We start from the raw sequence: 20,612 nt of genomic DNA, 5'->3' as shown, positions 1-20,612 counted from the left end.
AAACTTACAATGTACAAAAATCATCGATGCAGTCTTCAGTTTCACAACCACAAAAAGGAAACTATTTACGTTCTTAGTGGCCGACTTCGGATTTTTGTTGGACCTTCAAAAGAAAATTTATCAGAAAAAGTCTATGGTCCAAATGAATCAATCACATTAGAGCCTGGTTTAGTGCACCGTATGGAAGGAGTTGAGGATAGTATTTATCTCGAGGCGAGTACACCGGAAATGGATGATGTCGTACGTCTGTCAGACGATTACAACCGCGCTGAAACTTTATGAGCTACCGAATAGTCATTCCAACTGCTGGGATTGGTTCACGCCTAGGTAATTTAACTAAATACATAAATAAATCATTGGTAAGCATTGCACATCGACCAGTGCTCTGTCATTTGATTGAACAATTTCCAGAAGATTGTGAGTTTGTTATAGCACTAGGTTACAAAGGAAATTTAGTTCGTGAATTCATTGAGTTGGCATACCCAAGTCGAACATTTATATTTGCCGAGGTCGATCCCTATATAGGGAAGGGATCAGGGCTTGGCTATAGTTTAATTTGTTGTGAGCAATATTTACAGCAGCCTTTTATTTTCATTTCTTGTGACACTTTAGTCAAAGAGCAAATCCCTTCTCCAAGTTTTGATTGGATTGGATATTCTCAAGTAGATGACATTAAATCTTATCGCACTGTAAGCGTAAAAGATGGAAATGTTGAAGCTATTCTAGAAAAGGGAGAATGTAATTCGCAAAATCTATATCCTTATATTGGCATGGCAGGGATACGACATTACATTGAATTCTGGTCAGCGATGCACCAAGGAAACAATATTGCAATCGAGCAAGGTGAAGCTTATGGCTTACGTTGTCTTTTAGATAAACATAATTTAAAAGCCAGACTCTTTACCTGGTATGACACAGGTTCACAAGTAGGTTTGGAGCGTACAAGACTTGTCTACAGTCAGCCTGATGCACCAAATATTCTAGAAAAAGAAAATGAAGCAATATGGTTTATAGATAATAACGTCATAAAGTATTCAGATGACAGAAAGTTTATTGCCAATCGTGTCATTAGATCTTCAACACTATCTAGATTTGTACCTGAAATAACAAAACATAGCGAACATATGTATAGTTACAAAAAGGTGCAGGGGGAGGTTCTGTCGAAGGTAATCACACTTCCTTTATTCAAACAATTTCTCGAGCATTGTAAAGAATTTTGGGAAATAGCCCCAACATCTCAGTCAAAAATTTCAATATTTGAGAATAATTGTCAGAAATTTTACGAGTCTAAGACTATCAATCGTGTTGAAACGTTTTATCAGAATTTCAGTAAAAGTGATGGTTGCGAGAATATCAATGGGGAGCCAATGCCACCACTTTCAAGTCTCTTTAAAAGAATAGACTGGAAGAACATATCGAAAGGGTTACCTGGTCGATATCACGGAGACTTTCATTTCGAGAATATTATATGGAATCCAAAAAGTAGTTCTTTTACTTTTCTTGATTGGCGGCAAGACTTCGCTGGAGACTTAGAAATTGGTGATATCTACTATGATCTTGCTAAGTTATTGCATGGCTTAATCGTTTCACATGACTTAATTGCCGCAAATGCATTCACTATTAAATGGACTAGTGAAGAGATAAAGTTTAACCTACACAGACACTACATACACGTCGAATGTGAGAAGTACTTATCTATTTGGTGCCACAAAAATAATTTTGATTTTTCAAAGGTGAGGCTTCTTACTGCCTTAATCTATCTTAATATTGCTGCTTTGCACCACTACCCATATTCACTATTGCTCTATGCTCTAGGGAAACAAATGCTTCACCAAGAAGTTGAAAAATTATGAGGAGTGAAGAAAGATCTACTGATGTCATCTTCGGAACCGCCATGGAAGATCTTGGCGGCATTAAAAATTTTCCCATATATATGGGCTGTGTTGAACATCCACGAGAAAAGGATATATTTAGGGATTTAGAGTGGCATATTTCCCCACATAATGGGTTGCTCCAACTAAAAAAACTAATCCCTCTAGATATTTTATACGCTGGTAATAATCACTCAGGTGCAGTAGGTGATGTTTGGATGAAACACCACAAAGCTTTTGCATCTTTTATAAGTAAGTATAATCCAAAAACCATCTTAGAGATTGGAGGTGCTCACGGTATATTGAGTATGTTATATCAAAATAGTAACAAAGATACTAGCTGGACAATCATAGAACCCGATCCAATTCCAGTCGATGGTGTAAAAGCAAACTTTATCAAGGGATTCTTTAATGAGAAATTTACTTTAGAGGAAAAAGTGGACGCAATAGTGCATTCTCATGTTTTTGAACATATCTATGAGCCCAAAATGTTTATTGAGCATATTTCCAATTCCCTCGACAACGGAAAGTATTTACTATTTTCAGTCCCAAACATGAAAGAAATGCTAGCCAATAAATATACCAATTGCATCAATTTTGAGCATACTATTTTTCTGACTGAGCCATACATTGAATTTCTCCTCTCTCAAAATAAATTTAAAATTCTCAAGCGTGAATACTTTTTAAAGGATCATAGTATTTTTTACGCATGTGAACGTGATGACACACTATTGCAGACAAATTTACCTTCAAATCTATATGAAGCGAACATAAAACTGTATTTAGAGTATATAGATTATCATAAGAATCTCATAGACAGACTTAATGCAAAAATTGCAAAATTTGACAGCAGGAAAGAACTCTATTTATTTGGTGCTCATATATTTTCTCAATATCTGATAGCAAGTGGTCTCGATACAAATCGGATCAAATGTGTATTAGATAATGATGTCGCTAAACAGGGTAAACGTCTATACGGTACAGGTCTACAGGTTGCTTCCCCTAAGATATTGTCTAATAAGGAAGACCCACTGGTGATTTTAAAAGCTGGAGCGTACAATGAAGAAATCAAAAATGATATCCTTGGGAATATCAATCAAAATACAGTCTTTCTTGATTGACTCTCATTAACTGCTGATAAGAAACTAACTGCTGACTAAAATTTCATTCTTTTGTTTATTTTGTGAATAACTTATGAAAATGGAAAACCAGTAAAAGTTTTGTCCGATTGCAAGGACTAATCATTTACTATGTTGATTACTCATCATGCATACCCCCTATTTATTCACTTTAAAAAATTAAATATCATTGGTTATCAATATTAGGCCTTACAACAAGCAATCCTGTCAACGTTATTAATATTAGTCAAAGCTAGTGAGGTACATTAATATCAAATATCTCACAAAAATGACTAAGACATCTATTAAGGATTCTATCGGCAATATACTAGTGCCTCAAAAGAGATCCATCATGATTTTACTTAGCTTTAGTGTGAGATAAGATTCTGTTTTCTCAAAAGCTCCTGTTTTTAATAATTGAGGCAGGTACTTACCTGAATTGTACTGCTTCCAAACAAGAAAGTCTTTAATATTAGTTTTCATATCTTGATATGGATCGCATACAAAATGCTCACTCAGGTTGAAAATACTATGTGGAGCACCTCCCCAATAAATTGGTCTCGTCCCACCAATAAAAGAGTCAATTAATTTTTCAGTTACATAACCAGGAGTATACGTATTTTCAAAGCACAATGAATATTGATAGTTTTGTAAAGTCTCAATCTTATCTGTGACCGGACGTGTCTGTGAACCAAAGCAATCCACAATAATACCATTTTTTGCAAGTTCATTTATTGCCTCGATTCTATTTGGTGTAGAGTTATTCCCTATATAAGCCACAGTATTTCCGGCATTATTTACCAATCTTGGTGTTTCCAGCTCGGTAGAATTATACATCTTATAATCTTGTGTATTTATTGCGTATTTAGATGACCTTAGAAGCCAAAGAGGAAGATATATATTTCGCCCACAATATTCGGAGATATCGAAACTTAAGCTATAATCGGATTGACTATAGTCGGGTCGCACATTTTCGCCCAGATATAAAATACGTGTTGAGTTCTTGTATTTATTGAATGAAACATCACCGAAGCATGAAAAAATTAAAATGTCTGGATCTTCTGAATCTATTTCTATTCGTGATCCTATTAAATATGCGCAATGTTTTAATAAATTAAGTATCTCGTTATTGTGAGAATTAAATCCATTCCAAAATCCATCAAATGCCAGTGTTATGACAGATCTATTTATAGATCTTCCTTGTAGCCTTATCGCTCTTGAACGTTGGCGCAGCCAGTAGCCCTTATAGCCTATCGCCTCATTGTTCTGTATACGTAAATTTGCAACTTCTATAGCCTTGCTGAATTCCCTCTTTCGAAGTATTTTTTCAAATAGCAGGGCTTGGTCATCAAGTGCGAGTTGGCTTCCAGGTCCAAACCATTGCCTACCAAACATATTCTGATCATGAATCTCATTATCGTAACGTGTCCACAGCTTGTTAACCATCGTTTGGTGAATCAAGTTTCATACATAAACTCGTCAATCTCATCAGGCCTCATATCAAGTGTTCAGATTATATGCATGAGTGATGCCAAGCTTGGCGGATGTGTCCATAGTCGATATTATCCTGACAATTGGGATAGTGATATTTTATTAGGTTGGGATTTTTTCTTGCAAAATATATATGCATCAATCGATCAATCAGCGAATAATCATAATCTTAATTACATTGAAAATATTAGTCCCTCCTCAGCTTTTCCCGCCAGGCAATTAACCAAAAGCGAGCATTCAATTGCAAGAAGACATCTTTATGCACTAAAAATGATATCCAATAGTCAATCTCCATGTATAGTCTTGGAAGATGATGCAATTGTTGCAAATGAAAATCTTTTCTTTGAGTTAATTAATTTTATTAATGATTGGAAAAAACAACATATTTTCTTCGATCTTACGGACGAATTTATACCTGTAAATTGCAACGAAAAGCGAGCTTTTAATTCTGGAAATTTGAAGTTCTCTATGCGTTCAATCGCTATTACTAGGACCTTAATGGCCTATGCGATATTTCCCGAGACGGCCTATCAATTATATAATTCAATGAAAGAATATTCACTACCGATTGATATGCAATTCCAAGTTGCATTAAAAGTGCTCGGCCTGCCGGGGCTTAGTATTATTAATTCTCCATTCTCGCATGGAAGCAAAATAGGCAATAATCCTTCTTCAGTATATCAAAACTAACTTTTTAGAATTTGTAAACTATTTCTGATTGCTTAGATATATTAGCCATTTAGTACTATATTTGGATATTATTGATCATTCGTTTCAGCATATAATAAACATGTATAAATCTGTCCCAACATATTTTCTCGTGCCTTGACACGCAAGATGATAATGATGGCGCAACCGCTACCATGTTTACCAACCAGGCTAAATCAACATTGACTCAAATTTTTTGACTATTATGCAGCAACTTCTGTCTAAGTGTTTTTACACGATCTCGAAGGCTTGCGGCTTCTTCAAAATCAAGCTTTTTAGCAGCGTCCTTCATCTTAGTCTCAAGCTGATTGATTAGCTCCGGAAGCGCCTCCAGGGCTAAACCAACATCAGCATCATCTTCAAGAGCCTGGGCAGCTTTTCCGACAACTTCAACTAAATCTGCATCTGGACCGTCTTGCTTTAGCTTTCGGGAAAGCTCTAAGAAGCTAAGTATTGAATTGTTAGCTTTCTTCCCAGCTGCGGTAGGTACAACGCCGTGCCTCTCATTGTGAGCCTGCTGAATCGCCCGACGGCGTTCGGTCTCGGAGATAGCCTTAACCATCGATTCAGTCATGTTGTCGGCATAAAGAAGCGCCATACCTTGCACATGACGAGCGGCCCGACCAATAGTCTGAATCAACGAACGTTCCGCGCGTAAGAAGCCCTCTTTATCGGCATCCAAAATGGCCACGAGGCTTACTTCAGGCAAATCCAGTCCCTCTCGCAAAAGGTTCACCCCCACCAGCACGTCATATTCGCCTAAGCGAAGGTCCTGAATTATTTCAATACGTTCAATCGAGTGAATCTCAGAGTGCAGATAGCGGACCCTCACCTTGTTTTCAGCCAAGTAATCGGTAAGGTCTTCAGCCATCCGCTTAGTCAACGTCGTAACCAACACCCGCTGGTTCTTCAAAGCCCGATCACGGATCTCTCCAAGTAAATCGTCCACCTGGCCTGAAGTGGGCCGCACCTCAACAACTGGATCGAGCACTCCCGTCGGACGGATTACCTGCTCAGCCACTTCGCCACCACTCACCTCAATCTCCCAGTTGCCAGGGGTCGCTGAAACAAACACCGTCTGGCGGGCTTTCTCCCAAAACTCTGCACCCTTCAGCGGGCGATTGTCGGCAGCACTTGGCAGGCGGAAGCCATGCTCAATCAGCACCTTCTTGCGGGCCTGGTCGCCGTTGTACATCGCCTGCAGCTGCGAGCAGGTGACGTGGCTCTCATCCACGATCAGCAGCCAGTCGTCAGGGAAGTAATCGATCAGGCACTCCGGAGGAGTGCCTTCCTCGCGGCCGGCCAAGTGGCGGGCGTAATTCTCAACCCCATTGCAATAGCCCACCTGCCCCAGCATTTCCAGGTCGTACTTAGTGCGCTGCTCCAACCGCTGGGCTTCCAGCAACTTGCCTTCGCTATTGAGCACATCCAGCCGCTCCCGCAGTTCCGAGCGGATCGCGCTGATGGCGGAATCCAGACGATCCTTCGGAGTGACGAAATGCTTGGCCGGATAAATATTGACCGCATCCATGCTCTGGAGGATCTCGCCGGTGGTGGGGTCGACATAGCGAATCGCCTCCACCTCATCGCCGAACAGCTCGATCCGCACAAGCCGATCTTCATAGGCTGGGCCGATCTCCAGCACATCCCCCTTCATGCGAAAACGGCCACGGGCGATCTCGGTATCGTTGCGGCTGTACTGGTTGTTCACCAACTCCCGCAACTGACCGCGGATGTTGAGGGTCTCCCCTACCTCGAACTTCACGGCTGCCTTGAGGTATTCACTGGGAATGCCCAGGCCGTAGATGCAGCTGATCGAGGCGACTACTATCACGTCGCGACGTTCAAACAGCGATCGCGTCGCCGAGTGGCGCAGCATGTCGATCTCTTCGTTGATCGAAGCCGTCTTGGCGATGTAGGTGTCGCTCACCGGGACGTAAGCCTCCGGTTGGTAGTAGTCGTAATAAGAGATGAAGTATTCGACGGCGTTCTCTGGGAAGAACTCCCGAAGTTCATTGCAGAGCTGCGCCGCCAGGGTTTTGTTGTGAGCCAGTACCAGCGCCGGGCGGCCGGTCTGGGCGATGACGTTGGCCATCGTGAACGTCTTGCCGGTACCCGTCGCCCCAAGCAGAGTCTGATAACGCTGCCCATCGTTCACACCTTGCACCAGCTGCTTGATCGCCGTCGGCTGGTCGCCTTTGGGGGTGTAAGGCGCCGTGAGGTCGTAGGCGGGCATGGGTTGCGAGGCCAAACGACGAAGCGCAATTATCGCTGGGACGAGCAATGCCATGCGAACGCCCACCCTGCTGATCCATCACGGGGCCTACCAGCCGCTCTGGCAACAACCGGGGCTGATCCAGGTGGGGCCCCAGATCGCCGATGGGCCTGAGAGTTTGCGGCTGATGGAAATGTCGGTGACTGGGCTGCAAAACGCTCTGAAGCGCCGGGGTTTGCCCTCAAGGGGAGTACTGATTCAGTACACCGATCCGTTTCTGCTCCGCACTATCCCGATGCACGGCATCCGCCAGTGGCCCGGACCACGTCTGCTCGCCTGCGGGGATCTCCATCACGGCCCCGATCCAATCGGAACCCTGAAGCAATACAGCGTCGATGAACCTCACGATGCGGTGCTGCTTACCTTCAATCCGGCGCTGCTGGAAAACGTGCAAAAGCGCTTACCCATGCCGGTGCGCTGCTTGGCCCCAACCTTCTTTCGCTACCCAGCCGCAACACCAAGCCTGAGACCAAGGCTAGAACTGCTGCACGTTGGCAGCCTTGGCCCCCATCACCCCCGCCGCCGTGAGCTGGTAGAAGCCCTCATCAAGCGACAACAGGTGCCGTTCCGTCACGCCACCACGGCAAACGCTGATGAAGCAGCTCGGCTCTACTCCCAATACGCCTTGGTCCTCAATGTGCCCTTGAACCAAGACCTCAACCACCGCTTGTATGAAGTGATGGCCGCTGGAGTACCCCAGGTGATCTTTGGTGATCGAAGCCTGCTGGGAAACAACTGCCCACTGATCAATCGTTCCGATTTGTTTTGGACCAACTCCATCGAGGAACTGGAAAGCTTGGTGCAGAGGCTGTTCGCGAAGCCCAACAAACTCAAAAGCATTCCTGTCGAACCTCCGCCCTATTGGGATCTCAAAGCACTTCTGAAAGCTGCCCTGGCTCCTTGATCAGAGGACTTGGCGTTGCTGCAACCGGGGAGCAAGATGAAGTGCTGAGGCACACCGACCCGTGACCCCGATCCGGCTGGTTCACCATGCCCCTGGTGCCCCCGGCCTGCGCTGGCTTGGCCTCGGACCGGACCTCCGCCCCAGCCGGGCGCTGCTCAAACTGCAACGGCTGTTCGATCGCCATGCCTTCTGGGCACGCGGTCGAAGCTTTTCCCAGCTGCGGCGCCTACTCGCCGGTAGCGACGCCGTGGTGAGCCTCTGGCGCGGCAAGCGGCTGGTGGGCTTCGGCCGGGCCACCTCCGACGGTTTCAGCCGGGCGGTGCTGTGGGACATCGTTGTGGCCGGCGATCTGCAGGGTCATGGCTTGGGCCGTCGGGTGATCGAAGAACTGCTTCACACCCCGCCGGTGGTGGGCGTGGAACGGGTGTATCTGATGACCACCAAGAGTGCCGGCTTCTACCGGCAACTGGGCTTCCAGGATGCGAACCCCCAGCAGCTGATGGTGCTGCGTCGCTGAGCCAGGGAGCAACCCCAGAAACTCGGTACGATCCGGATCCGAGAGTGCAGCCGATGCCGCGGTCCGCGTCCCAGCCCCAGAACGACGCACTGCAGGGCAATCTGTTCGGCGCCCCTGAACCGGCAGCCCCACCATCAGCGGCAACCGCCAGCGAACCCGAGGCGGCCAGCCACGATCTCAGCGACGACGAACTTGGAGCCGATGCCGCTGCCCGGCCCCGAATGCGGCAGGCCACGTCACACAAAACCAGCTGCGAATCGTCAGGTGCAACCGATTCCGAACCCAACAGCGACGAACCGGCCTGGGCCCACCACAGCCAATTGGATCCGCTGCAGCTCACACCGATGCTGCGCCATTACGTGGAGCTCAAGGCCACCCATCCCGAGCGGGTACTGCTCTACCGCCTGGGCGACTTCTTCGAGTGCTTCTTCGAAGACGCCATCGAACTCTCCCGCGTCTTGGAACTCGCCCTCACCGGCAAGGAAGGCGGCAAGGCCATCGGCCGGGTGCCGATGGCAGGCATCCCCCACCACTCCGCTGAGCGCTATTGCGCCGAACTAATCAAGCAGGGCTACAGCGTGGCCCTCTGCGATCAACTCGAAACCACCCCTACCAAGGGAGCCCTGCTCAAGCGGGACATCACCCGGGTTCTGACCCCCGGCACGGTGCTGGAGGAGGGCATGCTCAGCGCCCGCCGCAACAACTGGCTGGCGGCGGTGGTGGTGGAGCCGGCCCAGGGCAAGCAGCCCCTTCGCTGGGGCCTGGCCAGCGCCGACGTGAGCACCGGCGAGGTGCAGGTGATGCAGCGCGAAGAGAGCAGCGCCCTGCACCAGCAGCTGGACCAGCAGGAGGCCTCCGAACTGCTCTGGGCCGCCACCCTCGATGCTGAGCGACCGGCCTGGTGCCCTGAACGGCTACGGCTCACCCCCATGGCCAGCACCCCCTTCAGCCCAGCGGAAGCGGAGCGCACCCTGCAGCAGCACTACGGCCTCAGCAGCCTCGATGGCCTGGGCCTGCCGGAACATCCCCTGGCCCTGCAGGCCCTCGGCGGCCTGCTGCGCTACATGCAGGAGACCCAACCCCTGGAGGAGGACAGCCGCATTCCCCTGGAAGTGCCGGCGATCGTGCACCGCGGCGATGCCCTGGTGCTGGATGCCCAGACCCGCCGCAACCTCGAGCTCACCGCCACCCAGCGCGACAACCGATTGCAAGGGTCATTGCTCTGGGCGATCGATCGCACCCTCACCGCCATGGGCGGCCGTTGCCTGCGACGCTGGCTGGAAGCACCGTTGATGGACCGCCAGGCCATTCAGCAGCGCCAGGATCTAGTGAGCAGCCTTGTGGGCGCACGCAGCCTGCGGCTGGCGATCCGCCAGCTTCTACGACCGATGGGCGACCTAGAGCGGCTGGCCGGCAGAGCCGGAGCGGGCCATGCCGGTGCCCGCGATCTGGTGGCCATCGCCGATAGCCTGGAAAGGCTGCCCCAGCTCACCACTCGACTGGAAGCTGCTATCAACGCAGGGCCGGAGTGGTTGCAGCTGCTCCTCAGCCCCGATCCAGCCCTGGCGGAGCTTGCCCGGACGATTCGCCACAAGCTGGTCGAGACACCACCGCTTTCCCTCTCAGAGGGAGATCTCATCCACGACGGCGTCGACCCGCTGCTGGATGGACTGCGCAACCAGCTGGACGATCAGGACGCCTGGCTCAGCCACCAGGAGCAGCAGGAACGCCAACGCAGTGGCATCAGCACCTTGAAGCTGCAGCACCACCGCACCTTCGGCTATTTTCTGGCGGTGAGCAAAGCCAAGGCCACCGCCGTGCCGGACCACTGGATCCGGCGCCAGACCCTGGCCAACGAGGAACGCTTCATCACCCCTGATCTCAAGGAGCGGGAGGGCCGCATCTTCCAGATGCGGGCCCGGGCTTGCCAGCGGGAATACGAGCTGTTCTGTCAGGTGCGCGAGCAGGTTGGGGGCATGGCCGCCCCGATCCGCAAGGCGGCCCGCGCCGTTGCGGCACTCGATGCCCTCACCGGCCTGGCCGATGTGGCCGCCAGCGGTGGCTACTGCGCACCGACCATCACCGACGGCCGCGCGTTGCAGCTGGAGGCCAGCCGCCATCCGGTAGTGGAGCAACGGCTGGTGGAAACCAGCTTCACCCCCAATGATGTGCAGCTCGGTGAAGGCACCGATCTGGTGGTTCTCACAGGCCCCAACGCCAGTGGCAAGAGCTGCTATCTGCGCCAGATCGGCCTGATCCAGTTGATGGCTCAGATCGGCAGCTGGGTGCCGGCCCGATCCGCCACTGTCGGCATCGCCGATCGGATCTTCACCCGGGTAGGTGCCGTGGATGATCTAGCCGCCGGCCAGTCCACGTTCATGGTGGAGATGGCCGAAACCGCCAACATCCTTCACCACGCCAGCGACCGTTCCCTGGTGCTGCTAGATGAGATCGGGCGGGGCACCGCCACCTTCGATGGCCTCTCGATCGCCTGGGCCGTGAGCGAGCACCTGGCAGGCGATCTGGGCAGCCGCACGGTGTTCGCGACTCATTATCACGAGCTCAACAACCTTGCCTCGGAACGCGAAAACGTCGCCAACTTCCAGGTGCTGGTGGAGGAAACCGGTGAGGATCTGGTCTTCCTCCATCAGGTGCTGGCCGGCGGCGCCAGCCGCAGCTACGGCATCGAAGCAGCACGCCTGGCCGGCGTTCCCAAGCCCGTGGTGCAAAGGGCCCGTGAGGTGCTGGATCAACTAGCGGCATGAGCCGAAGGAAAATCAATACGGCTGAAGAACGCCAACGTCTGCGAGTTGAATCATCAAGTCAGCGAGGCCTAGCTTTAAATCGGGATCATCAGCCTTACAAAACAGAGCACGTCTTAAAAGCGTTAATGCATCACGACTGAACAACAAAGCATCCTCTGTCTCTGCACGCGTTGCACCCACCGAAGCAAGATTAATTTTTGGACTGGTTACAAACGGAGCAATCGTGCTCCAGTCGTTTAACACTTCAGCAAGTTCAACATCAACTGCGTGCAATGAATCATCAGTTATCACAGCCGCCTGGAGATCTCGACAGAGCCGTCGAGCAACATCGGGAGTCAACAAAATCGAATTAAGGCAAGGAATCCTCAATCCACAACTTATTTCCAACCATTGACGGCCATGACGCTTGGCTTCAGCCAGAGCATTAAGCAACTCTAAGCATTGACGCGGAGAGACGTAAGCATCTGTACACACAACTTTCTGCCGACCCAATAGCCCAAGCAGAAGATCGTCCTGAACAAGCTTGAGAAACAAATCAGAGATGTCGACATCATCTTCCATCAAATGCACAAAAGGAGAAGACGATCGACTCGCTTGATCGAGCATTCGAATCCAGCCCTGCCAAGCACCCCACTCTCCTGGTTTCAAACCTCGGGAAGCAGCCTCCTTAGCGTCTCCTTCCACTCCAGAAATGCGTAGATATTGGTCCGACAAATGCAATTCGGCCAAACGACTCTGCACCCAGATCGCACGCTCCTCACATCGATCGAGATTGAGCCAGAAACCCTGAAAATCAACCATTACTCATCCACACCAGCATTGAGAGAATTTGACCCATTCCGAACGCAAGTATTAACGATCAACTTTTGCCAAAACAAAAGGCTTTTCCCATTCAAATGACCTATCAGTGCAGTATTGGATGCAAAACAACTGTTGTCCGAGAGGGCACGAAAATGCTAACCCCAGCAAGCTGAATCCTCAAAAACCTAAAGAATCTCAAGGCTCATCACAACATCCAAGTCCGGCACAAAATCAGCCAAAATCTACTCGGCCTCTCCGTCTGCTTCAGCAAGCACAGCACATACCTCGCCCGCTGCTGATGCCCATAGGCCTCTGACTCCTGCGGGATCTGATCGGGATGCTCAGTCGTCCAGCCCAGAAGCGGAACTCCCCGCAAATCCCCCTGAAGATGCTGCAGCACATGAATGAATTCATGGTTGATCAACACACAGCAACTGCAGGGCTCATAGGTCGTTGCTTGATAGTGATTGAACCCAACCGACCAGATTCGGCCCGATAGGTGGCGTCCTTTCCTGGTAGCTCTGGTTGTGCAGCCTTCAGAGTGACTCCCAGTCGACGGCCTTCGACAAGGAGCAAATCAGCCAAGGCCGGATCCTGTTGGCAATTGGGATAGGTCCCAGGAGGAGCTTGGCTGTAGTCAGGGCCTTGGGCTTGAGCGGAACCCGATAACGCTGGCTGCGGTAAAGGAACAAGGTCGAGTACTGCCAAACGCCAGGTGCAAATCACCAACACGCTCAGCGGGAACGCCAGTGGCAGCAAACATCCGTTCCATGACATCCCGAAGTCAGGGCAAAGCCTTCATCAGACTTCCCATCTCCAAGGCCTCCAGCCCGTAGCTCCAGCCGAGGTTGCTCTTGATGCCCGCCCGCTCCAGTGCCTGCTGCATCGTGTCAGTGGTCAACACCCCGAAGATCACGGGCACAGCAGTGTCGCGAGCCACAGCCGCAATGCCCTTGCTGGCCTCCGCCACCACCACATCGAAATGGGGCGTGTCCCCGCGGATCACCGCCCCGAGGGTGATCAGCACCTGGTACTGACCGGAGCGGGCCATCTGCTGGGCCACGATCGGCAGTTCAAACGACCCAGGCACCCAGGCCACATCGAGCTGTGAGCTGGTCTCCGACACATCTACGCCGTGGCGCTTAAGGCAATCGAGACAACCGCTCAGCAGCTTGGCGGTGACGAGATCATTGAAACGGGCCACTACGACACCGACGTGCAGCCCAGCTGCATCAGAGAAACGTCCTTCGAACGTGGCCATTGGGGTGCCGACTGAATCTTAGCCATCGTGGCACCCGCCAGGTTCGCGCTGAGAGCTGAGCTCAGACGACAAAAAAGCTCACACCCCAGTTGAGCAGCACGAGCGCCACCCACACAGCACTGCCCAGCAGGATCAGACGGTTGGAACGGCCACTGTCCTCACTGGAGGCGTACAGCACCGGCACTGCAACGATCAAGGCAAAGGACGCCACCACCAGGGCCAGAACGGTCAGCGTGTTGATGAACTGCATGGAGCTGGAAGTCAGAGGTCGATTTTCACACGCGGGATGATGCTCCCGCGAGCGAGCGAAGCACTCTTCACACCATGAAGGGGAAGAGACCTCCGCTCAGCGGATCATTCAGGTTCAGACACGGGTTGCGACAGCGCTGCCGAGGGCGTCACGCAAACCACGCACCACCGCCACCATCGCCAGCTCGTCCTGCAGGCGATTCACGGCAGAACCAACACCAACTCCGGCCGCACCAGCCGCGATGGCCATCGGCAGAGTCACCGCGGACAGGCCCGAAGCACAAAGAACGGGCACATCGACGGCGCGGCTGATGTTGTGGGCCGCCGCCAGAGTGGGAGCAGCCTTCTCAATCAGGCCCAGGTGACCAGCACTGAAAGGCTTGGCACTGGTGCCACCCTCGGTCTGGATTAGATCGGCACCGGCCGTTACCAGATCGATAGCCAGCTGCTCCTGCTCATCCATAGGCAACACGTGGGGCACGGTGACGCTCAACACCACGTTGGTCAACAGTTTGCGGGTCCGGCGGGTGAGCTCCAGCACCTCAGCCGCATCAAAGATCCGGCCCTGGGGATAGAAAGCGTCGTAGTTGCCAATCTCCACCATCAGCGCACCGGCTTCAACCGCAGCGGGAAACTGATCAGGCTCCACCGACGACACACAAACGGTCACGCCACCGGAGGCCTCGATCGCCAGACGCACCAGAGCAGGGTCACAGGCCACGTCGATCAGATCAGCACCGCCACGCCCTGCTGCACGGGCGATCCGCTCCACACTGGCGGCATCGAAATTCATCAAGCCAGCGATCACCTTGAGCGCAGAGCGCTGCTCAAGGCTGCGCTGCAGAGAAACGGGCAGCTGCTGAAGACGGGTCATGGGGGACTGGACAGCGATGCCCTGATTCTCACACCGTGGGGGAAACGCACCCCTACTCCTTGGACTGGACGTCCTGGCATAACCGCCTGCATCGGCGCCTGCTGATGCAGCCGCAGCTGCTGCCCCAGGGCAGCTCCCTTCTGCTGGCGGTGTCCGGCGGACAAGACTCAATGGCCCTGCTGGCATTGCTGCAGGATCTTGCGCCCTTGCATGGCTGGGGCCTGAACCTGTGGCACGGCGATCACGGCTGGCACGAGGACTCCAGCCGGATCGCCGCGGAACTGAAAGCCTGGTGCCAGCAGCGGCAGCTTCCCCTACAAGTGGACCAATCAGCGCCGGGACAGGTGCCCAGCGAAGCCGAAGCCCGGCAATGGCGCTACCAACGACTGGAACAAAGGGGCCGCGAAGCAGGCGCCGATGTAGTGACAGGCCACACCGCCAGCGACAGGGCCGAAACGATGCTGCTTCAGCTGGCCCGCGGCAGCGACTTAGCTGGCCTGGCGGCTATGCCCAGCGTCCGCCCCCTCAGTCCAGAAGGGCCCCTTCTGCGCAGGCCGCTGCTGCACCTGCAGCGCGACGACACCCTCCAAATCTGCCAGGAGCTGGACTTGCCCATCTGGAAGGACCCCAGCAACCAATCGTCTGAGTTCGCCCGCAACCGGATTCGCCAAGAGGTGCTACCGGTACTGGAAGAGTTGCACCCAGGCTGCACTGGGCGGTTTAGTGATCTGGCCGAACGAGTGTCCCAAGTGCGGGACAGTCAGAAGGAACTCAGCGAGATGGTCCTGGGGGTTCTGCAAACCCCAGCTGGCCTTGACCGCCGCGGCCTGGGTGCATTAAGCCCAGCCAGCCGCCGACTGCTGCTAGCGCAGTGGCTGCAGCATCGAGGAGTGTCTGCCCTATCGGCTAGTCAGCTGGACGAGCTCAGCCGGAGACTTGAAAAGGGTGCTTCCGGCGGTGCTGCCGATCTTGCCGGGGGCTGGCAAGTCAGCTGGAAAGGGGGGGAGCTGATGCTGCAGCAGCGCGAAGCAAAGCATTGACCGCCGCAGCCACCAGGCCGGCCCCACCCCTGCTGCCTTCCAAACGGATCTGGGGCAGGCCGCTGTCCGCCAGATGCTTCTTGCTTTCCGCCACCCCCACAAAACCCACCGGCATGCCGATCACCAGGCTGGGTGCCGGGGCTCCAGCGGCCACCTGCTGCAACAGCACCTCGAGGGCGGTCGGCGCACTGCCGATCAACACCACGGGAGCAGGTGACACCACAGCAAGCCTGCGCCAGGCCTTCTGCATTCCCGCCGCCGTACGCGTTGAACCCGACGGCACCGTCTCAGGTGCCCAGTCCAGCACCGTGTACACGGCGCTGCCGAGGGTGCGCTGTGCCATCGGGGCCACCGCAGCCGCGGCCATCGCAGTGTCCGTCAGGATCGGCGCCCCCTTCTTGAGCGCTTCTAAACCCTGCTCACAGACCCCCTCGCTGAACCGCAGCTGTGTTCCCAGGGAGAGATCCCCGCTGCTGTGCACAAGCCGTTCCAGCACCTTCTGTTGCAGCGGCGGCAGGCCCGTATCCCCCAGCGCCGCACGGATCCGCCGGATGCTTTCAGTGAAGATCGGGTGGTCCTGGGCCATCCACGCCATCATCGACCCATGCCGATCCATCTGCTCTGGGGTGATGACGCCGCTGCGCGTAACCGGGCCATCGATGCTCTGATCGGCCAGGTTGTCGACCCCAGCTGGAGCAGCCTCAACCTCAGCCGCCTGGATGGGGCGGATGCTGGTCAGGCCCTGCAGGCCCTCGAGGAGGCGCGTACCCCTCCTTTCGCCATTGGCGAACGGCTGGTGCTGCTGCAGCGCAGTCCGTTCTGCAATGGCTGCCCCAGTGAACTGGCCGACCGGTTTGAAGCTGCCCTCGAGCTCATCCCCGACACCAGCCACCTGGTGCTGGTGAACCCAGCCAAACCGGATGGTCGCCTGCGCACCACCAAAGCACTGCAGAAACGGATCAAAAACGGGGTCGATCAAGAACAGAGCTTCCCGCTGCCCGCGGCCTGGGATGGAAACGGCCAGCGCCAGCTGGTGCAACGCACGGCGGAGGCTCTGGGCCTAAAGGTCGAGCCGAATGCCATCGATGCGCTGGTAGAGGCCATCGGTACCGACAGCGCAAGGCTCGAATCGGAACTGCGCAAGCTATCCCTGCGGGACACCAGGATTTCCGCCGCTCGAGTGCAGGAGCTGGTGGAAGGACGCTCTACCAACGCCCTGGCCGTGGGCGATGCGTTGCTGGAGGGCGACCCCGGCGAAGCGATTGCCCGCTGGGATGCCCTAATCGAAGCGGGGGAACCAACCCTGCGCATCGTGGCCACCCTCACCGGTCAGATCCGGGGCTGGCTCTGGGTGAGCCTGCTGGAACAGCAAGGGGAACGGGATGTGGCGGTGATCGCCAAGGCCGCTGGGATCAGCAATCCCAAACGCATATATGTGATGCGCAAGCAGCTGCAGGGTCGCCCGCCCAAGCGCCTCCTCTCACTTCTCGACCGAATACTTACAGTAGAAGCACAGCTAAAACGCGGCGTCCAGCCAGGCGATGCTTTCCGCGACGGGCTACTTCAATAAAAGAGCGACCAACCAGCCGCTAAGACTGCAGAACAAGAAGCCAAGTTTCAAAACAGTCGAATATCAACGTATTCAATAGTCGGCGGCAACAATCTACGACTAAAGCCGAACAATTCTTTATCCACTAATCCAAAAAACGTCTTACTCGAATCATGAAAAAAGCACTGATAACACTTACAACTCAGCATTACAATGAGATTTGGGAACATTCTTGCTCAAGCTCATGGGGCAAATGGGCGACAAAAAATAACTATTCAATAATTCGCTTTAAGAATGAACTAGATACCTCGGATCGTGCAAAACATAGATCGCATGCTTGGCAAAAACTTTTAGCGATGGCAAGCACCCAGTCACAAGGCTTTGACTATTGCTACTGGATCGACGCAGATATTTTCATCAATCCAAAGGCTCCAGATCCAACCAAAAACATAGATACAACTAAAATAAGCGTCACGATCGAGACGGGCAGCCCATACTCACAAGAGCCATATGCCATTAAACAAAGCTGGCTTGAGGCGTACAAAGCGTCCAACAATAATATTTCTTGGGAGAAAAGAGGCTATTTTGAAAGCTGGGGTTTCAACAGTCAAAAACGACCTTTATTCAATACTGGATTAGTTGGCTTCTCGCCAAAAATACATTCAAAATTTTTTCAGGATATTTATGCCTTTTGGGAGGAAGGTGGCGCTGACACACTTTGGGGCGAAATGATTCCAGTCAACCTTGCAATTCAAGCAAGTCAATACCAAATACTTGATCCTAAATACAACAGACTTGCTTTTCCCTGGAGCTGCGCGTGGAGCTCACCAAAAACCAAAAAAATTACCAATGCATTATTAGATGCAATAAACAACACAAACTATGAGGATGATTTTATTCGTCAAATCTTCAATAAAAGCCACTTTTTGCATCTTGCAGGAGCTGGGCCCGAGCGCTTTCAAAAATACTCAAACATCATCAACGACTTGATTTAAAAAATTTAGATATTGGCGATAATGACTATCGATTGAAAATATAGATGGCTTATTTACAACTTAAATCATGCTTGTTCAGGCTCGTGAAGCGGCAAAATGAGATCATGTCGCATTGGATAAAAGTCCATGGCCCTCCTGGTGCAGAAATTCGGGGGCACCTCCGTCGGCAGCGTGGAACGCATCAAGGCGGTGGCCGATCGGATCGGACGTTGCCGTGAGGAGGGGCACGACTTGGTCGTGGTGGTCTCCGCCATGGGCCACACCACCGATGAATTGACGGGTCTGGCCAACGCCATCACCTCTGCCCCCACCCAGCGGGAGATGGACATGCTGCTGGCCAGTGGCGAACAGGTGTCGATCGCCTTGCTGGCGATGGCCTTGAACGCCCAAGGGGTCAGTGCGACATCGATGACTGGTCCACAGGTAGGCATCGCCACGGAATCCACCCATGGGCGGGCCCGGATCCTCGGGATTCGCACCGACCGAATCAACAACCGCCTCGCTGCTGGCCAGGTAGTAGTGGTCGCCGGTTTCCAGGGCACCAGCACTAGCAGTGATGGCCTTAGCGAAATCACCACCCTCGGGCGCGGGGGCTCCGACACCTCCGCTGTAGCGCTGGCGGCTGCCCTGAGTGCCGATTCCTGCGAGATCTACACCGACGTCCCAGGTGTTCTCAGCACCGATCCCCGCAAGGTGCCCGATGCCCAGCTGATGGAGACGATCAGCTGCGACGAAATGCTGGAACTCGCCAGCCTTGGGGCCTCTGTGCTGCATCCCAGGGCCGTTGAGATCGCTCGTAATTACGGCGTAAACCTTGTAGTGCGCTCCAGTTGGAGCAATGCCCCCGGCACCCGGATCACCAGCCGTTCAGCCCGTCCAATCAGCAGCAGCGGCCTGGAGCTCGGTAGTCCTGTGGATGGGATGGAGGAAGTGGACGGACAGGCCGTGCTCGCCCTCTCCCACATTCCCGATCAACCCGGGATTGCCGCACGACTGTTTGAAACCCTCTCCGAGGCGGGAATCAATGTGGACCTGATCATTCAGGCCACCCACGAGGGCAGCAGCAACGACATCACCTTCACGGTGGCGGAAGCGGATCTCGAGCTGGCCCGCGCTGTGAGCCAGAAGGTTCTGGATCAACTGGGCGGCGATCTGGCATCCGAGGCAGGGCTGACGAAGCTCAGCATCAGCGGGGCCGGAATCATGGGGCGCCCTGGGATTGCCGCCGGCCTGTTCAACTGCCTGTGTCAACAAGGCATCAACCTCCGCCTGATCGCCACCAGTGAGGTGAAGGTGAGCTGCGTGATTGACTCCGGCACCGGCAGCAAAGCGGTTCAAGCCGTGCAGGAGGCCTTCGACCTGGAGGACTCGCAAATCCGCATCAATCCCACCGACAACGGCAGCGGGGAACCTGAAGTGCGCGGCGTCGCCCTCGACCGCTACCAGGTGCAACTGAGTGTTCGCCACGTGCCCGATCGACCCGGCACCGCAGCGGCGCTGTGTTCAGCCCTTGCAGACAACAGCATCAGCCTGGATGCGATCGTTCAATCGGAACGTCAGCACAACGACGGATCGCGCGACATCACCTTCATCCTGCGCAAAGACGACCGCGCCCGCGCCGATGTTGCCCTGGCCCCCCTGCTGGCCCAGTGGCCCGGTGCAGCGCTGGAGGATGGTGAGGCCATTGCCCGGGTGAGTGCTGTGGGCGCGGGGATGCCGGCAACGCCAGGCACAGCGGGGCGCATGTTCCGCGCGCTGGCAGATGCGGGCATCAACATCGGCCTGATCGCCACCAGCGAAATCAGAACCAGCTGTGTGGTGGCGGAAGATGCTGGGGTTCAGGCCCTCCAGGTGGTGCACGCCGGATTCGGACTGGGAGGTGAAGAGCGTCACACCGCCCAAGGCACCGCTTCACCGCACGACCCCGACTAACGGTCTACAACGGGGACTAGCCCCCCAACGCGTGGACGCCGATTTCGAGCAGCACTGGGGGAACAGGGGCTGGAGCACTACCGGTCAGAACACATCTCCAGCAAAGCAGGCGCGACGCCCGCAACCGATGGCGCCATCCCGGATCTGCTGAAGGATCCCTTCCTGAGCACAGATTCCGCTCAAGCCAAGCCACCACTGGCTGATGTGGTCACCGCAATGCCGTGGTTGTCCAGTGTCGATGAACCCCCGGCTACTCCCGCTC

At 53.5% G+C, this 20,612-nt stretch carries 18 protein-coding genes; 11 read left to right on the top strand and 7 right to left on the bottom strand.

Annotated elements, in window-relative coordinates:
- The 3 genes from FZZ85_RS09960 to FZZ85_RS09950 all read left to right on the top strand — a co-directional run.
- On the top strand, window positions 1-282 hold a 282-nt coding region (locus FZZ85_RS09960; protein ID WP_226414705.1), incomplete at its 5' end, for a cupin domain-containing protein.
- A complete protein-coding gene (locus FZZ85_RS09955) occupies window positions 279-1,853 on the top strand; it encodes a phosphotransferase (RefSeq protein ID WP_226414703.1) in 1,575 nt (524 codons plus the stop codon). The genes FZZ85_RS09960 and FZZ85_RS09955, both read left to right, overlap by 4 nt.
- 41 nt (window positions 1,854-1,894) lie before the next feature.
- A complete protein-coding gene (locus tag FZZ85_RS09950) occupies window positions 1,895-2,992 on the top strand; it encodes a methyltransferase domain-containing protein (protein ID WP_226414701.1) in 1,098 nt (365 codons plus the stop codon).
- Between the two features lie 333 nt (window positions 2,993-3,325).
- Here the strand turns inward: FZZ85_RS09950 and FZZ85_RS09945 are convergent, their stop codons facing one another.
- Window positions 3,326-4,435: a glycosyltransferase family 10 domain-containing protein gene (locus tag FZZ85_RS09945; protein ID WP_226414699.1), complete on the bottom strand. Its 1,110-nt coding sequence runs from the start codon at window positions 4,433-4,435 to the stop codon at window positions 3,326-3,328.
- A gap of 75 nt (window positions 4,436-4,510) precedes the next feature.
- Here FZZ85_RS09945 and FZZ85_RS09940 point away from each other — a divergent pair, with 75 nt between their 5' ends.
- Window positions 4,511-5,170 carry a glycosyltransferase family 25 protein gene (locus FZZ85_RS09940; RefSeq protein ID WP_226414697.1) on the top strand — a complete coding sequence of 220 codons (660 nt, stop codon included), beginning with the start codon at window positions 4,511-4,513 and terminating at the stop codon, window positions 5,168-5,170.
- A gap of 205 nt (window positions 5,171-5,375) precedes the next feature.
- Here FZZ85_RS09940 and uvrB read toward each other — a convergent pair whose 3' ends face one another.
- Entirely contained in the window at window positions 5,376-7,424 is a 2,049-nt protein-coding gene (uvrB, locus tag FZZ85_RS09935; RefSeq protein WP_226414720.1) for an excinuclease ABC subunit UvrB, read from the bottom strand.
- Window positions 7,425-7,476: 52 nt separating this feature from the next.
- Between uvrB and FZZ85_RS09930 the strand changes: the two genes are divergently transcribed.
- From FZZ85_RS09930 to mutS, 3 genes are all read left to right on the top strand, one after another.
- Window positions 7,477-8,367 (top strand): glycosyltransferase family 1 protein, encoded by an 891-nt coding sequence (locus tag FZZ85_RS09930; RefSeq protein WP_226414695.1) that lies wholly within the window; start codon window positions 7,477-7,479, stop codon window positions 8,365-8,367.
- Between the two features lie 61 nt (window positions 8,368-8,428).
- Window positions 8,429-8,884, top strand: a complete 456-nt coding sequence (locus FZZ85_RS09925) for a GNAT family N-acetyltransferase (protein WP_011363118.1) — start codon at window positions 8,429-8,431, stop codon at window positions 8,882-8,884.
- A gap of 53 nt (window positions 8,885-8,937) precedes the next feature.
- Window positions 8,938-11,649: a DNA mismatch repair protein MutS gene (gene mutS / locus FZZ85_RS09920; protein ID WP_226414693.1), complete on the top strand. Its 2,712-nt coding sequence runs from the start codon at window positions 8,938-8,940 to the stop codon at window positions 11,647-11,649.
- A gap of 12 nt (window positions 11,650-11,661) precedes the next feature.
- Here the strand turns inward: mutS and FZZ85_RS09915 are convergent, their stop codons facing one another.
- The 4 genes from FZZ85_RS09915 to FZZ85_RS09900 all read right to left on the bottom strand — a co-directional run bounded on the left by FZZ85_RS09915 (window position 11,662) and on the right by FZZ85_RS09900 (window position 14,834).
- On the bottom strand, window positions 11,662-12,450 hold the full coding sequence (locus tag FZZ85_RS09915; protein WP_226414690.1) for a hypothetical protein: 789 nt from the start codon (window positions 12,448-12,450) through the stop codon (window positions 11,662-11,664).
- 784 nt (window positions 12,451-13,234) lie between these two features.
- The gene (gene ribH, locus FZZ85_RS09910) at window positions 13,235-13,711 is read right to left on the bottom strand and encodes a 6,7-dimethyl-8-ribityllumazine synthase (protein WP_226414688.1); all 477 of its coding nucleotides are present in this window, start codon (window positions 13,709-13,711) and stop codon (window positions 13,235-13,237) included.
- A 61-nt stretch (window positions 13,712-13,772) separates the two neighbouring features.
- Window positions 13,773-13,961, bottom strand: coding sequence for a photosystem II reaction center protein PsbZ (psbZ, locus tag FZZ85_RS09905; RefSeq protein WP_006850156.1), 189 nt, complete (start codon window positions 13,959-13,961; stop codon window positions 13,773-13,775).
- A 114-nt stretch (window positions 13,962-14,075) separates the two neighbouring features.
- Window positions 14,076-14,834 (bottom strand): DUF561 domain-containing protein, encoded by a 759-nt coding sequence (locus tag FZZ85_RS09900; protein WP_226414685.1) that lies wholly within the window; start codon window positions 14,832-14,834, stop codon window positions 14,076-14,078.
- 35 nt (window positions 14,835-14,869) lie between these two features.
- Between FZZ85_RS09900 and tilS the strand changes: the two genes are divergently transcribed.
- Window positions 14,870-15,874 (top strand): tRNA lysidine(34) synthetase TilS, encoded by a 1,005-nt coding sequence (gene tilS / locus FZZ85_RS09895; protein ID WP_226414682.1) that lies wholly within the window; start codon window positions 14,870-14,872, stop codon window positions 15,872-15,874.
- On the opposite strand, the gene FZZ85_RS09890 is transcribed toward tilS, so the two are convergent.
- Window positions 15,822-16,469: a precorrin-8X methylmutase gene (locus FZZ85_RS09890; protein ID WP_226414717.1), complete on the bottom strand. Its 648-nt coding sequence runs from the start codon at window positions 16,467-16,469 to the stop codon at window positions 15,822-15,824. The genes tilS and FZZ85_RS09890 overlap by 53 nt on opposite strands.
- 9 nt (window positions 16,470-16,478) lie before the next feature.
- Here FZZ85_RS09890 and holA point away from each other — a divergent pair, with 9 nt between their 5' ends.
- The 3 genes from holA (at window position 16,479) to FZZ85_RS09875 (ending at window position 20,350) form a co-directional block, all read left to right on the top strand.
- The gene (gene holA / locus FZZ85_RS09885) at window positions 16,479-17,444 is read left to right on the top strand and encodes a DNA polymerase III subunit delta (protein ID WP_226414679.1); all 966 of its coding nucleotides are present in this window, start codon (window positions 16,479-16,481) and stop codon (window positions 17,442-17,444) included.
- Between the two features lie 152 nt (window positions 17,445-17,596).
- Window positions 17,597-18,418, top strand: a complete 822-nt coding sequence (locus FZZ85_RS09880) for a hypothetical protein (RefSeq protein WP_226414676.1) — start codon at window positions 17,597-17,599, stop codon at window positions 18,416-18,418.
- 126 nt (window positions 18,419-18,544) lie between these two features.
- Complete coding sequence (locus FZZ85_RS09875) at window positions 18,545-20,350, top strand: aspartate kinase (RefSeq protein WP_226414673.1); 1,806 nt, start codon at window positions 18,545-18,547, stop codon at window positions 20,348-20,350.
- Window positions 20,351-20,612: the final 262 nt, after the last annotated feature.

It is taken from the genome of Synechococcus sp. MU1642 (assembly GCF_020514115.1).
Lineage (GTDB): Bacteria > Cyanobacteriota > Cyanobacteriia > PCC-6307 > Cyanobiaceae > Parasynechococcus.
This window is presented reverse-complemented; position numbering and strand designations above follow the sequence as displayed.

Bases quoted from the DNA above. Each gene is read 5' to 3' on its own strand.
- FZZ85_RS09955 (WP_226414703.1), top strand. From the start codon at position 279: ATGAGCTACCGAATAGTCATTCCAACTGCTGGGATTGGTTCACGCCTA.
- FZZ85_RS09950 (WP_226414701.1), top strand. From the start codon at position 1,895: ATGGAAGATCTTGGCGGCATTAAAAATTTTCCCATATATATGGGCTGT.
- FZZ85_RS09945 (WP_226414699.1), bottom strand. From the start codon at position 4,435: ATGGTTAACAAGCTGTGGACACGTTACGATAATGAGATTCATGATCAG.
- FZZ85_RS09940 (WP_226414697.1), top strand. From the start codon at position 4,511: ATGAGTGATGCCAAGCTTGGCGGATGTGTCCATAGTCGATATTATCCT.
- uvrB (WP_226414720.1), bottom strand. From the start codon at position 7,424: ATGCCCGCCTACGACCTCACGGCGCCTTACACCCCCAAAGGCGACCAG.
- FZZ85_RS09930 (WP_226414695.1), top strand. From the start codon at position 7,477: ATGCGAACGCCCACCCTGCTGATCCATCACGGGGCCTACCAGCCGCTC.
- mutS (WP_226414693.1), top strand. From the start codon at position 8,938: ATGCCGCGGTCCGCGTCCCAGCCCCAGAACGACGCACTGCAGGGCAAT.
- FZZ85_RS09915 (WP_226414690.1), bottom strand. From the start codon at position 12,450: ATGGTTGATTTTCAGGGTTTCTGGCTCAATCTCGATCGATGTGAGGAG.
- ribH (WP_226414688.1), bottom strand. From the start codon at position 13,711: ATGGCCACGTTCGAAGGACGTTTCTCTGATGCAGCTGGGCTGCACGTC.
- psbZ (WP_006850156.1), bottom strand. From the start codon at position 13,961: ATGCAGTTCATCAACACGCTGACCGTTCTGGCCCTGGTGGTGGCGTCC.
- FZZ85_RS09900 (WP_226414685.1), bottom strand. From the start codon at position 14,834: ATGACCCGTCTTCAGCAGCTGCCCGTTTCTCTGCAGCGCAGCCTTGAG.
- FZZ85_RS09890 (WP_226414717.1), bottom strand. From the start codon at position 16,469: ATGGCGTGGATGGCCCAGGACCACCCGATCTTCACTGAAAGCATCCGG.
- holA (WP_226414679.1), top strand. From the start codon at position 16,479: ATGCCGATCCATCTGCTCTGGGGTGATGACGCCGCTGCGCGTAACCGG.
- FZZ85_RS09880 (WP_226414676.1), top strand. From the start codon at position 17,597: ATGAAAAAAGCACTGATAACACTTACAACTCAGCATTACAATGAGATT.
- FZZ85_RS09875 (WP_226414673.1), top strand. From the start codon at position 18,545: ATGGCCCTCCTGGTGCAGAAATTCGGGGGCACCTCCGTCGGCAGCGTG.